The following is a 12,004-nucleotide window of genomic DNA, read 5'->3' on the forward strand; positions in this document are numbered from 1 at the left end:
GCCCCTCGTCATGACGACGGCCGACGCCCCTCTGAATGGGACGGGATGGCTATTGATGTGCAGGTGATTTGGGGTCGAAGGGAAGAGAAATATTTTTGATTTTCGGAAATTTGGGACTTGACACGATTTCCGAAAACAGGAACTGATTTGCCCGTCGGGTTGATTTGTCGCAGGCAAACCCGCAAGATTGCGCTTGCGCCTGAAGCACCCCAATCGGGTTTTGCAATTCATCCGGAAGGAAACTACGGTGGAAGATAATGCAATCAGCCGTGGTCGATTTGGATGAATGTTGTTGGTCGGATCGAAAGCGTTTGGCGCTATCCTGTGAAGAGCATGCGCGGCGAAATGCTGCCGGAAGCCTATGTCAGCTTCTCCGGAGTTTTGGGCGACCGCCTTTACGCGGTCCATAACTCGGCCGCGCCCACGGCATTTCCGTACCTGACGGCACGGGCTCGCCCGGATATGCTGCTGTATCGTCCGTTTTTCCGCGAGCCGGCGCGTTCGGTGCTGCCGAGCAACCTTGCGGAGGCCGAGGCGCGCGGACCTGGCATCACCCCGCTTTTTCCGGGCCTTGAGGATCTCGCCGTCGATGTCGCGGCACCGTCGGGAGAAATTTTTGGGGTTGATGATGACAGATTGCTCGGCGCGCTGACCGACGAATCGTCGCCGGGCACTCTGACGATGCGACGGTCCGATCGCGCGATTACGGATTGCCGGCCGCTGTCGTTGCTTGCGACCCGGACGATCGACGGCATTGGCCGCGCAGTGGGCCTGAGGCTCGACAAGCGCCGCTTTCGCGAAAACCTCTATGTCGATCTCAACTCCGGCGAAAGCTTCGCCGAAGACGCCTTCGTCGGCCGGCGGCTGCGGATCGGTCCGAAACTGACGGTCCACATTCTGGAACGCGACATCCGTTGCCGCATGATCAACATCGATCCGGAGTCGCTCGAAGAGAACTCCGAGATTTTGCAATATGTCGCCAAGAACCATGACAACAGAGCCGGCGTCTACGCCGCTGTGCTGGTGGAGGGTCTGGTTCGACCGGGTGACGAGATCGTTGTTGAGGATTAATCACGGCGTAGTTCTCTTCAACCGCTGATCGATGCGAGATGGCGGATTAAAGGGAATCCGCCCAGTTCCAGCCAATAGGCACGTGGTCTTGATTTCGGCCAAAGAGATGCCGAAGTTTCGCAGGCATCAACGTCTAGGAATGAATCATATGGCCACCCTTTATCCTGATCCCCGGAGGCTGGCAGGGCGGCTGGGTCTACCAACAGGTGGCCGAGATACTTGCCGCGCACGGGCACAAAGCCTTGCCGATCACGCTTTCAGGGCTCGGCGATGCTCCCGCCCCGATGGCGAATCTTGAAACCCACATTGGTGAGGTCGTCAGTGCCGTGAAGTCGCAGCAGGGCGACGTGGTCCTTGTTGGGCAATCCTACGGCGGGATGGTCGTGAGCGGCGCGGCCGATGCTGCGCCATCGCAAATCCGGGCGCTGGTCTATGTGGACGCCTATGTGCCTGACACCGGCGACTCCGTCTGGTCGCTGACGACGCCGCGTTTTCGCGATCTCTTCGTCGCGGGCGCGAGGGCCGACGGACTAAACTGCGCGCTGCCTCCCACCCTTGATCCGCGATGCCGGCCGCATCCGATGGGGACGTTTCTGCAATCCATCAATCTCAGCGGACGCTGGCGCGAAGTGCCGCGCAAGACCTTCGTCGGGGCGCATGGCTGGGAGGGCAGTCCGTTCCTCGACCTTTATCAACGCTTGAGCGGCGAGCCGGAGTGGTCGACCTTTGCCCTCGATTGCGGGCACAATGTAGCGCGGCTGCAGCCCGAGGCTTTGGCCGAGATATTGCTGGCTCAGGTTTGAACGAGCAGTGAGTGCAATCCATCCGAAGCGGATTAAACTCTACGGCCCTGTTGCCGTAATTGGATGTTTTTGGATAGACCAAAAATTGCTTTCACCATAGCTGGCGGCAAGCCGGTGGCGGCCAACCTTTAGGTTGCGCCCCATGTAACTCTTTGCCTAATATCAACCATTAGCCGGGGGGCTTTGTGGCAATGTCTATTTTTCTTTCAGACCTAAGAAGCAAAATTGGAAGTCGGCTTTCCGGATTTAACAGCCCGGTGCGACTAGCGATCATCGCGATCGCCGTTGTAATCGTGTCGATCGTTTTACTGTGGCTTTTCAACCAGCTGTTCTATTACTTGCTGGCGAAGAGCTACACGGAAGAACTTTCACAGGCGTACAATCTCAATAAGGGATTCACCAAAGCACTGGTCTGGGCAAGCTTCGCAGCCATTGTTCTTTTCGCCGGTTGCACTTTCTCATTTTCAAAACACAAACGAAACGTTGGATACGTAGGAATACTTGGATTGCTAATTGGGCATAGCGTCTTGCTGGGAATGCGCGACGCCAATTACGACGGTGATGGCAAAACACAGAAGTGCTACGTGCTGACTCGGGACGGAATTAAGATCCTAAATCACGTCGGCGTTGATCCCGACACCGGTCGCGAATGCAAACTTCTTACTCCGCAGATGACCGAAAAGTATAATGCTTACAGAAATGGCAAGCGCCCGCAGATTGTCACAGACACGAACCCAGCCTTCTTTGATCCTGTTAGCGGGGAGCCAATCGTCTGGTTCGCAAAGGCAGATTCAGGCCGCATCGAATTATTCGATCTGATGGGTTTTCACCCGCAGACCGGCGAGGAATTGAAGCCGGTTGACAAGCCAGTCGTTGACGAATGGCGTAGACAATCGTCAAAGGTCGTTCGAAGGATGCCTAACCGGGTTCCAGACCCCGACAAGTATGGCTTTTTCGATGCACTCAGCGGCAATCCAAAGGTTTGGTTCTGGGCGTCGGAAGCCGGTGAATACGAGTTCTTTGATGGACCCGGTTTCCACCCAAGATCCGGTGAGGAATTTAAGATCGTCACGCGGGACAAAATAGCGGCTTGGCGGCAGTCCATTGAGGCCGCTGCAGAGCGTACGAGAAAAGAGCAGGAACAGCGAGCCCAGGAAGCCCGCGATCGCCAAGCACAGGAACTTGCGGCAAAGCAGGCAGCACTGGACGCCAAGAATCTTGCAGAACGTAAAGCTACCGAGGAATTGCAGAAGCAACAGCAGGCTGGTTTGGATTGCGATCGGCTGGCGGCAAATCCTACCGATATTCGTCGCAAGGCTGAAGGCGCGACCTTTGATGTTCTAAGGGGGCAAGCGGACCAGGCGATCGAAGTTTGCAGCAAGGCAGTCCAGCAATCGCCTTCGGAATTGAGGTATCAATATCAGTTAGGCCGAGCGTACCAGTTCAAGGACAGGCGAAAGGCATTCGACATCTTTGTCACGCTTGTCAGAGCCGATTATCCCGCAGCATTTGATAATCTCGGAGGCATGTACCTCGGGAAGGACAACGAAAAGGCGCTTCAACTTTTCTTGCGCGGGCGCGACCTTGATGACGCGGATTCGATGGTAAGTTTGGGTGATATGATCGACAAAGGCACGTATACAACAGACAATCCGCTTGCGATGAAGCTTGCTCTCTTAAAGCGTGCCGCCGACCTCGGTCATGCGGGCGCTCAGAGGGGGTTCCCTCTTGAACTCGCAAAGGCGCAGCAGGCACAGTCAAATCAAGAAACCCAGCGTCAGATGTTGGAAATCTTCGGGCAAATCGTAGCCGGTGCCATACGCAGATAGGTATCGTCCGAACGTCTCGAATTCCGCTCTAAGCTGCCTGAGCCCACAATGCGAACGACCCAACCGTCCAAAGTGGACGCGCTGGCCTTGCTATGGGGGCCGATCGCCTGTGCGTTTGAGGCTGCCATAACGGAAGGCATCCGGTAGATTCCTGCAGATGCCCGCGGATGTCCCGATGCCGTCCCCCTATCCTTCCTTCACAAGAGGATGGAACGCAACATGCGCGCCTTCGTCGCGAAGAGGCAGGCAGCATCATCGCTCCAAAAAAATCCGCCGGAGAAATCTCCGGCGGATCGTTGTTGTTGCGTAGCCTGAGGCAGTCCTACGCCTTCATGTTCGCCTTCACCGCCTCCGCCGTGATCGGCAGCGCGCGGATGCGGGCGCCGCAGGCGTTGAAGATGGCGTTGCCCAATGCTGGTGCGATCACGGTCACCGCCGGCTCGCCGACGCCGGTCGGCTTTTCGCCGTTGGCGATGACGTTGACGGCGACTTCCGGCACCTGGCTCATCCGCAGCGGCGTGTAGCTATCGAAGTTGGTCTGCTCGATACCGCCATCCTTCAGCGTCGCCTTCTCATACATCGCGAGCGAAAGGCCCCACAGCGCCGCACCCTCGACCTGGGCGCGGATGTTGTCGGGGTGCACCTGCATGCCGACGTCGGTGGCCACGGTCAGTTTCTTGACCTTGACCTCGCCGCTTGGCGAGACCGCGACATGGGCCACACAGGCGGTCCAGCTGGCCGTCGCCCGTTCCTGCGACGACACGCAGGCCACGCCCATGCCTTCTCCCTTGGGGAGTTTGACAGTGCCGTAGCCGGCCATGCCCATCGCCGCGAGCAGGGTGCTGCGCAGACGCTGCGCGCCACCATCGTTCTTGCCTTTGCCGTCGAGCAGGGAGATCCGGTACTCGGCGGGATCCTTGCCGGCGGCGTGGGCGAGTTCGTCGATCATGCTTTCGACCGCCCAGAAGGTCCAGCCCGGTGCGACCGACCGCAGCTGTCCCGACGGGGTGGCGTTATGCGCCATCTCGTTCTTGATGGCGCGCACATTGTGATTGGGCACGGAATAGAAGAAATCCGCGCCGTTCACGGTGAACGCATCCAGCGGCCCCTTCTTGTCGACCGAAGGCGACAGGAAATCGGGGATACCCCAGCGCTGGGTCGGCCACGCGCTGACCACGTCGTGATTGAGCGCGATCAGCTTGCCGTCGCCGTCGAGGCCCGCCTTGACCTTCTGGAAGGTCAGCGGCCGCGAATAGTCCATGGTCATGTCGTTTTCGCGGGAATAGATCACCTTGACCGGCTTGCCGACGGCCTTCGCCGCCTGCACCGCGGGCACCATCATGTCGGCGTCGAGACGCCGGCCGAAGCCGCCGCCCAGCCACATCTGATGCATCACGACGTACTTTGGATCTATACCGGCGGCGCCCGCCGCGATCGCGCCGGAGCGCGTCGCGAACTGGTTGCCGGAATAGATGTTCAGGATGTCGCCCTTGAACTCCGCGGTGGCGTTCATCGGCTCGAGCGGCGCATGGATGTTGATGCTGGTGGTGTACTCCGCCTCCAGCACCTTCGCCGCCGTCCCGAAGGCGGCCGCGGTATCGCCGTCCTTGACGAAGAACTGTCCGGAATCATCCAGTTTCTGCAGCCGCTTCGCCTCATCGAGCAGCGACTCGCTCGACAGCTTGGCGTTCGGACCATTGTCATAGGCGATCTTCAGCGCTCCCGCCGCTTTCTTCGCATTGGCATAGGTATTGGCTACCGCCACCACCCAGCCAGTCGTGCTGCCGGTCTTGTCGTCGAGCGTCACCGCCTTGATGAAGCCCGGCACTTTCTTGGCTGCGGAATCATCGACCGATTTCACCGTGGCGCCAAAGCGCACCGGCGGGGTCACCACAGCGCCGTAGACCATGCCCGGCACATTGACGTCGATGCCGTATTTGGCCGTGCCGTTGCTCTTCGGGGGAATGTCGAGCTGCGGCACGGAAACGCCGACCATGGTGTATTGATCTGGCGTCTTGAGCTTGATCGCCTTGAGCTCATCCGGCGTGAAGGTTCTTGTAATCTTGCCGCTCTTGACGATGTCGGCGAAGCTCATCGACTTCTTCGACTTCGGATGCGACACGGTGGAGTCGCGCACTACCAGTTCGCCGGCGGGAACGCCCATGATCGTGGCCGCCGCCTGCGTCAGCGCGATCCGCCCTGCGGCGCCCGCGCGGCTCATCGCGTCGAAGTTCATCATCGTCGACCAGCTGCCGCCGGTGATCTGCGCGCCCAATACAGGATCGTTGAACTTCGGGTCATTGGAGGCGAGCTGAACCCGCATGTCCTTCCAGGACGAGCCGAGTTCTTCGGAAACGATCTGCGCCATGGTGGAAGCGATGTGCTGGCCCATATCGGCCTTGCCGCACGTCACGGTGACCAGGCCATCAGGCCCGATCGAGTACCAGACGCTGGGATCGAACTTGGCCGGGGCCGCCAGCGCCTGATCGGCGCCGAGCAGGCCGGGGACAGCGGAGTAGCCGAGCGCGAGACCTGCTGCGGCGGTGCCGACGAGGAAGGAGCGGCGGCTGAGGTCGGCCGGTTCGCGGTCCAATTTTTCCTGTGCGATCTTTTTCACGTGCGTATTCATGTGGGCCTCCGCTCGGTGCCGGCGCTGGACGCGGTGCGCATGTCGGCGGCGGCGCGCAGAATCGCCTTCTGGATGCGGGAATAGGTCATGCAGCGGCACAGATTGCCGTCCATATGCGCAACCACTTCTTCCTTGGTCGGATTGGAATTCTTGGACAGCAGCGAAGCCGCCTGCATGATCTGGCCGGACTGGCAGTAGCCGCATTGCGGAACCTGCTCGATGATCCAGGCCTTCTGCAGCGGATGATCGCTCTTGGGGCTGAGGCCTTCGATGGTGGTGATCTTCTTGCCGACGGCCTCGCTGACCGGAGTCTGGCAGGACCTGACGGCTTCGCCGTTGACGTGAATCGTGCAGGCGCCACAGAGGCCGGCGCCGCATCCGAATTTCGTACCGGTCATTTGCAATTGTTCGCGAATGACCCATAGCAGCGGCGTATCGTTCGCCGCCTCGACGGACATATTCCGCCCGTTGATATTCAGATTTGGCATTTGCGCTCCCCTTCCGGTGTTGGAAGCCGCTTACGGCGGCAACTCACTGTTGGGCATTTGCTGACACCCACCGGGTCGATGTCAGTCGGCGCGCAGAATGATACCGATCGGAATTAGAGGCAATGCAATTTGGAATCGTTCGAAGGGAATAAAATTTTGAAAAATCTGGTTGTGCGCTGCGGCAAGGTCTTGCGCGTGCCATAGATTTGGAATGCCCGCGGCGTGGGCACGGTCCGCCATTTCCGCATTTCCCAACCGCTGGCGGATCGCGCTAGGATGCCGAAATTACGCATGATTGTTTTGGGAAAATCGCAATGCCGAAGATCAACCGTGGCGGCGTCGACATCTATCACGAGGTGCATGGCAGCGGCCCACTGCTGCTGTTGACCCACGGTTATTCCTCGACCTCCGGGATGTGGCGGGGCCAGATCGAGGCGCTGTCGAAACATCACAAACTCGTGTTGTGGGACATGCGCGGCCACGGCCAGTCGGATTATCCCGATGATCCCGCAGCCTACAGCGAAGCGCTGACGGTGGCCGACATGGCGGCATTGCTCGACGAAGTCGGCGCCGACAAGGCCATCATCGGCGGGCTGTCGCTTGGCGGCTACATGTCGCTGGCGTTCTATCGCAGCTACCCGGAGCGTGTGCGGGCGCTGCTGATCATCGACACCGGACCCGGCTTCAAGAAGGACGATGCGCGCGAGGTCTGGAACAGGCGCGCCCATGACACCGGCGACCGTTTCGAGCGCGATGGACTGGACGTTCTGAAATCCGCCAGCCGCGAACGCTCCGGCGTCAGCCATCGCGACGCGTCGGGACTGGCACGGGCCGCGCGCGGCATGCTGATCCAGCGCGACGCGCGCGTGATCGAATCGCTGCCCGACATCAAGGTGCCGTCGCTGGTCGTGGTCGGCGCCGACGACACGCCGTTCCTGGCCGCGTCCGATTACATGGCGGCAAAAATTCCCGGCGCGAAGAAGGTGGTGGTTCCGGCCGCCGGCCACGCCGTGAACATCGATCAGCCGCAGGCTTTTATCGAAGCGGTGCTGCCGTTCCTCGGTGGTCTCGATGTAAAGGCGAGCGCGAGGGCCGCGTCATGAAGGCCATTGCCGCGGCTCTGCTTCTCGTCGCCAGCGCCGCACCCGCGCTCGCGCAGAAGCTGCCGCCGTTCGGCGGCCCCTACCCGCCCCCGTTCACCGAAACCCTGTCGAACACCATACCATTGGAGTTCGGCATGGATGCGATGGAAGCCGAACGCGCGCTTGGCACCCCGCTCAATTACGTCAAGGGTCGGCCGGGCAATGAGGTGTTCCTCACGTTCCGCGATCTCGGCGGCAGCGGCTTGTTTCCCAGCAAGCACCGGCTCTATCTGCAATTCCGCAAAGGCCGGCTGGCGGGCTGGAAGGGCGACTGGGGTCACAACTGGATGTGGCAATAACCGCCGCCTTCCCTGCAACAGGCTTCGTGCAACCACTTCAACGAAAAGCAACCCTTCAACAAAAAGGATTGAAACGTGGGACAGGATATTACACTGACGGCTTCGGACGGTTTCAAACTCGGCGGCTATCGCGCCGATCCGGCGGGCGCGCCCAAGGCGGCCATCGTGGTGATCCAGGAGATCTTTGGCGTCAATCACCACATTCGTTCGGTGTGCGATCGCCTCGCAGGCGCCGGCTATGTCGCGATCGCGCCGTCGATCTTCGACCGCATCACACCCAATTTCCAGAGCGGCTATTCGCCGGACGAAGTCGCGAACGCGCGAAAGTTCGTTGCCAATCCGGATTGGGCGGCGATGCTGCTCGACAGCCAGGCCGCGATCGATGCGGTCAAGAGCGTGGGTCCGGTCGGCATCATCGGCTTCTGCCTCGGCGGCAGCATCGCCTTCGCCGCCGCGACCAAACTGACGGGGCTATCGGCCGCGGTCGGCTATTACGGCGGCGCCGTCGTCCGCTTCGCCGACGACATGCCGAAAGTGCCGACGCAATTGCATTTCGGTGAAAAGGACGCCGGCATTCCCTTGACCGACGTCGAGACCATCAGGACCAAGCGGCCCGACGTCGAAGTCTATGTCTATCCCGGCGCGCAGCACGGCTTTCACTGCGACGAGCGGGCCAGCTACGACAAGACCAGCGCCGACATCGCCTGGCCGCGCAGCCTCGATTTCTTTGCCAGGCATTTGAAGTGACGACAAAGGCGTCATACTCCACTGTCGTCCCGGCCTTGAGCGCAGATGCGCAATTGCGCATCGGGGGACCCATAACCACCAGCGGCAATTGGCTTACACGCTGGTCGTTATCTTCCGTTTTCAACAACACGGGCCGCGGCGTATGGGTCCCGGCTCAAGGCCGGGACGACGGATAAATTGTAGCCGCGCTCTCGCCCGTCTTACTCGCCCTTGACGCCGGTGGCTTTCACCACATCCGCCCAGCGCGCGGAGTCGCGGCGCAGGGTGGCTGCGAAGGTTTCCGCCGAACCGCCGACCGGCATCAGGCTGACCGTCTCGAGCCCTGCTACTCCCTCGGGGGATGCGATGATGCGGGCCAATTCCGCGGACAGTTTCGTGACGATGTCCTTGGGCGTTGCAGCGGGCACGAAGACACCGACCCAGCCTTCGGCCTCAAAGCCCGGGAAACCGAGTTCGGCGAGCGTCGGCACGTTCGGCAGCTGGGTCCTGCGCTTTTCGCCGCCGACCGCCAGCGCCCGGACCTTGCCTGCCTGGATTTGCGGGCCGGCCGTGGTCAGGTCGACGAAGCCTGCGGTCACCGTGTTGTTGAGCAGATCGTTCACCAGCGGCGCCGCGCCACGATAGGGAACATGGGTCATGTCGATGCCCGCGTTCTTCTTCAGGAGTTCGCCGTAGAGATGTGACGTCGTCGCGTTGCCGAACGAGCCGTATGGCACCTTGCCGGGGTTCGCCTTGGCGTGATCGATCAGTTCCTTGACCGTCTTGATCGGCTGCGCCTCGGGGACGGTCAGCACGATCGTCGAGAGCCCGACCTGGGTCACCGGCGCGAGATCCTTGAAGACGTCGTAGGGCAGTTTCGCAACCAGGCTCGGCGCCTGGATGATCTGGGTGATGGCGACCAGCACGGTGTAGCCATCGGGCTGCGCCTTGGCGACGTAATCATTGCCGACCACACCGCCGCCGCCCGACTTGTTTTCGACGACGACAGGCTGCTTCCACGCTTCCGACAGTTTGTTGGCCAGGAGGCGCGCCGAAACGTCGGTGGCTCCGCCCGCGGGATACGGCACCACGAAGGTTATGCGCCGCTCCGGATAGGACTGCGCCGCCGCCCGATCGGCGGACACGCACACCGCCGTCATCGCAATGCCTGCGATCATGGCAGCTGAAAGGGCGGTGCGCACGAGCTTGATTGGCAACCGGATGCTCATCTTATCTCCAAGTGATTTTGATAGGTTGATTTCGCTGGATTGCGTTGACGGCGGCTTATGCCGCCGGCCTGTGAGAGGCAAGTTCCGATCCGGCGCCTGACGCCGAATGCGCTGATTCACCACAGCCGGCCATGACAATGCCGCTGCACGGAATTCTCCGACCAGCACCGCCGTTAGATTTGCGGCTAGAACCAGCGCTCGCCGACCAGCACCGTATCGCCCGGGCTGATCGAGGTGCCGGGCGGCACGATGTAGCGCGCGGTTCCCGAAGCGTCGGTGTGCGTGACCGTGACCCGGTCGCGCCGCGCGCGGGGCGAGAAACCGCCGGCAATCGCCACCGCGCTCTCGACGGTCATGTTGGGCACGTAAGGATATTGTCCGGGCGCCGCCACTTCGCCGAGGATGAAGAACGGACGGTAGGCTTCGATCTCGACCGCAACGGAGGGATCACGGATGAAGCCGGCGCGCAGCTTGGCTGCGATCTCGGCCGCGAGACCGGCGGGCGTGCGGCCGCGCGCCGGCACCGAGCCGATCAGCGGTATCGTGATCGAGCCGCCGGCATCGATCGCGTAGGTATTGGTGAGGCCTTCCTGGCCGTAGACCACGACGCGCAGCCTGTCGCCGGCATCGAGATGATACGACGTGTCATAGCGGACCGGTTCGGCATAGGCGACGGGCGCTGCGACAACCACGGGCGCGGGCGCGTAAACCGGACGCGGCGTTCTGGCAAAGGACGCGCGCATCGCGCTGATGGCGCCGCCGCCGCTATTGTCCACGACCGCGACCGGCGCCGGCGCCGCGCCATAGGTCATGGCGTCGAGATCGGCTTGCGGCGCGACCGCGACGGGTCCGGCCGTGCGCATGCACCCCGACAGAGCGAGCGCGGCCATCATCGCAGTGATCGACAATCGAAACGCGCGCGCAACTCGCACCGGAGCATCCCTCAAAGCGAGACAGCTCTAGTCTTGCACCGGTTATGGTTAACAAAACGTTTTTTTGGGTGGGGTCCTCAACGGAACACAGCGAGCAGACCACCGTCATTGCGAGCGCAGCGAAGCAATCCATCGCCGCAAAAAGAAAGAATGGATAGCTTCGCTTCGCTCGCAATGACGGGGCTAGGCGGCGCTCACACCAACGCCGATCGGGCACGAAACGCCGGTGCCGCCCAGCCCGCAATAGCCGGCCGGATTCTTGGCGAGATATTGCTGATGATAGTCTTCGGCAAAATAGAATTCGCCTGACGGCGCGATCTCGGTGGTGATGGCGCCAAGACCCTTGGCTGCCAGCGCCTTCTGGTACGTCGCCTTCGACGCATCGGCGGCTTTGGCTTGCGCATCGCTGCGCGTGTAGATCGCGGAACGATATTGGGTGCCGACATCATTGCCCTGGCGCATGCCCTGCGTCGGGTTGTGATTTTCCCAGAACGTCTTCAGCAGCGCCTCAAAGGAGATCTTCTTCGGATCGAACACGACTAGCACCACTTCGGTGTGACCGGTGCGGCCCGAGCAAACTTCTTCGTAGGTCGGATTGGGCGTGTGGCCACCGGCGTAACCGACGGCGGTCGCAAAGATGCCCTCGCCGAGTTGCCAGAACTTGCGCTCGGCGCCCCAGAAACAGCCGAGCGCGAACACCGCCTGCTCGAGACCGTCAGGATAAGGCGGCTGCAGCTTGCGGCCGTTGACGAAATGGGTTGACGCGGTCGGGATCGGCGTGGCGCGGCCCGGCAGCGCTTCGGCGGCACTCGGCAACGCGGTGGTCTTGCGCATGAACAACATGGATTGCCTCCAG

General features: G+C 61.2%; 12 protein-coding genes. 6 read left to right on the forward strand and 6 right to left on the reverse strand.

The features are described 5' to 3' along the window. Positions 1 to 282 precede the first annotated feature (282 nt). The 3 genes from JQ574_RS31900 to JQ574_RS31910 all read left to right on the forward strand — a co-directional run bounded on the left by JQ574_RS31900 (position 283) and on the right by JQ574_RS31910 (position 3,703). Complete coding sequence (locus tag JQ574_RS31900; RefSeq protein ID WP_212209909.1) at positions 283 to 1,071, forward strand: MOSC domain-containing protein; 789 nt, start codon at positions 283 to 285, stop codon at positions 1,069 to 1,071. A 164-nt stretch (positions 1,072 to 1,235) separates the two neighbouring features. Beyond that, positions 1,236 to 1,874 (forward strand): alpha/beta fold hydrolase, encoded by a 639-nt coding sequence (locus tag JQ574_RS31905; RefSeq protein WP_249119737.1) that lies wholly within the window; start codon positions 1,236 to 1,238, stop codon positions 1,872 to 1,874. A 191-nt stretch (positions 1,875 to 2,065) separates the two neighbouring features. Continuing rightward, positions 2,066 to 3,703: a tetratricopeptide repeat protein gene (locus JQ574_RS31910; RefSeq protein WP_212209910.1), complete on the forward strand. Its 1,638-nt coding sequence runs from the start codon at positions 2,066 to 2,068 to the stop codon at positions 3,701 to 3,703. A 322-nt stretch (positions 3,704 to 4,025) separates the two neighbouring features. Here JQ574_RS31910 and JQ574_RS31915 read toward each other — a convergent pair whose 3' ends face one another. The 3 genes from JQ574_RS31915 to JQ574_RS31925 all read right to left on the reverse strand — a co-directional run bounded on the left by JQ574_RS31915 (position 4,026) and on the right by JQ574_RS31925 (position 7,060). After that, the gene (locus JQ574_RS31915; protein ID WP_212209911.1) at positions 4,026 to 6,332 is read right to left on the reverse strand and encodes a molybdopterin cofactor-binding domain-containing protein; all 2,307 of its coding nucleotides are present in this window, start codon (positions 6,330 to 6,332) and stop codon (positions 4,026 to 4,028) included. Further along, positions 6,329 to 6,820, reverse strand: a complete 492-nt coding sequence (locus JQ574_RS31920; protein WP_212209912.1) for a (2Fe-2S)-binding protein — start codon at positions 6,818 to 6,820, stop codon at positions 6,329 to 6,331. Before JQ574_RS31920 ends, JQ574_RS31915 begins: the two co-directional genes overlap by 4 nt. Positions 6,821 to 6,901: 81 nt before the next feature. Then, the gene (locus tag JQ574_RS31925; protein WP_212384164.1) at positions 6,902 to 7,060 is read right to left on the reverse strand and encodes a hypothetical protein; all 159 of its coding nucleotides are present in this window, start codon (positions 7,058 to 7,060) and stop codon (positions 6,902 to 6,904) included. A gap of 74 nt (positions 7,061 to 7,134) precedes the next feature. Between JQ574_RS31925 and JQ574_RS31930 the strand changes: the two genes are divergently transcribed. The 3 genes from JQ574_RS31930 to JQ574_RS31940 all read left to right on the forward strand — a co-directional run bounded on the left by JQ574_RS31930 (position 7,135) and on the right by JQ574_RS31940 (position 9,008). Further along, on the forward strand, positions 7,135 to 7,923 hold the full coding sequence (locus tag JQ574_RS31930; RefSeq protein WP_212384165.1) for an alpha/beta fold hydrolase: 789 nt from the start codon (positions 7,135 to 7,137) through the stop codon (positions 7,921 to 7,923). Further along, on the forward strand, positions 7,920 to 8,261 hold the full coding sequence (locus JQ574_RS31935) for a hypothetical protein (protein ID WP_212209915.1): 342 nt from the start codon (positions 7,920 to 7,922) through the stop codon (positions 8,259 to 8,261). The genes JQ574_RS31930 and JQ574_RS31935 overlap by 4 nt, the downstream gene beginning before the upstream one ends. Positions 8,262 to 8,336: 75 nt before the next feature. Next, positions 8,337 to 9,008 (forward strand): dienelactone hydrolase family protein, encoded by a 672-nt coding sequence (locus tag JQ574_RS31940; protein WP_212209916.1) that lies wholly within the window; start codon positions 8,337 to 8,339, stop codon positions 9,006 to 9,008. 200 nt (positions 9,009 to 9,208) lie between these two features. Here the strand turns inward: JQ574_RS31940 and JQ574_RS31945 are convergent, their stop codons facing one another. From JQ574_RS31945 to msrA, 3 genes are all read right to left on the reverse strand, one after another. Then, the gene (locus JQ574_RS31945) at positions 9,209 to 10,216 is read right to left on the reverse strand and encodes a tripartite tricarboxylate transporter substrate binding protein (RefSeq protein WP_212209917.1); all 1,008 of its coding nucleotides are present in this window, start codon (positions 10,214 to 10,216) and stop codon (positions 9,209 to 9,211) included. Positions 10,217 to 10,401: 185 nt separating this feature from the next. Beyond that, positions 10,402 to 11,148, reverse strand: coding sequence for a polysaccharide biosynthesis/export family protein (locus JQ574_RS31950; RefSeq protein WP_312014721.1), 747 nt, complete (start codon positions 11,146 to 11,148; stop codon positions 10,402 to 10,404). 183 nt (positions 11,149 to 11,331) lie between these two features. Then, complete coding sequence (gene msrA, locus JQ574_RS31955) at positions 11,332 to 11,991, reverse strand: peptide-methionine (S)-S-oxide reductase MsrA (RefSeq protein WP_212209918.1); 660 nt, start codon at positions 11,989 to 11,991, stop codon at positions 11,332 to 11,334. Positions 11,992 to 12,004 lie beyond the last annotated feature (13 nt).

Source organism: Bradyrhizobium sp. AUGA SZCCT0158, assembly GCF_018130065.1.
Classification (GTDB): domain Bacteria; phylum Pseudomonadota; class Alphaproteobacteria; order Rhizobiales; family Xanthobacteraceae; genus Bradyrhizobium.

Bases quoted from the DNA above. Each gene is read 5' to 3' on its own strand.
- msrA (WP_212209918.1), bottom strand. From the start codon at position 11,991: ATGTTGTTCATGCGCAAGACCACCGCGTTGCCGAGTGCCGCCGAAGCG.
- JQ574_RS31945 (WP_212209917.1), bottom strand. From the start codon at position 10,216: ATGAGCATCCGGTTGCCAATCAAGCTCGTGCGCACCGCCCTTTCAGCT.
- JQ574_RS31925 (WP_212384164.1), bottom strand. From the start codon at position 7,060: ATGGCGGACCGTGCCCACGCCGCGGGCATTCCAAATCTATGGCACGCG.
- JQ574_RS31930 (WP_212384165.1), top strand. From the start codon at position 7,135: ATGCCGAAGATCAACCGTGGCGGCGTCGACATCTATCACGAGGTGCAT.
- JQ574_RS31915 (WP_212209911.1), bottom strand. From the start codon at position 6,332: ATGAATACGCACGTGAAAAAGATCGCACAGGAAAAATTGGACCGCGAA.
- JQ574_RS31920 (WP_212209912.1), bottom strand. From the start codon at position 6,820: ATGCCAAATCTGAATATCAACGGGCGGAATATGTCCGTCGAGGCGGCG.
- JQ574_RS31935 (WP_212209915.1), top strand. From the start codon at position 7,920: ATGAAGGCCATTGCCGCGGCTCTGCTTCTCGTCGCCAGCGCCGCACCC.
- JQ574_RS31910 (WP_212209910.1), top strand. From the start codon at position 2,066: ATGTCTATTTTTCTTTCAGACCTAAGAAGCAAAATTGGAAGTCGGCTT.
- JQ574_RS31900 (WP_212209909.1), top strand. From the start codon at position 283: ATGAATGTTGTTGGTCGGATCGAAAGCGTTTGGCGCTATCCTGTGAAG.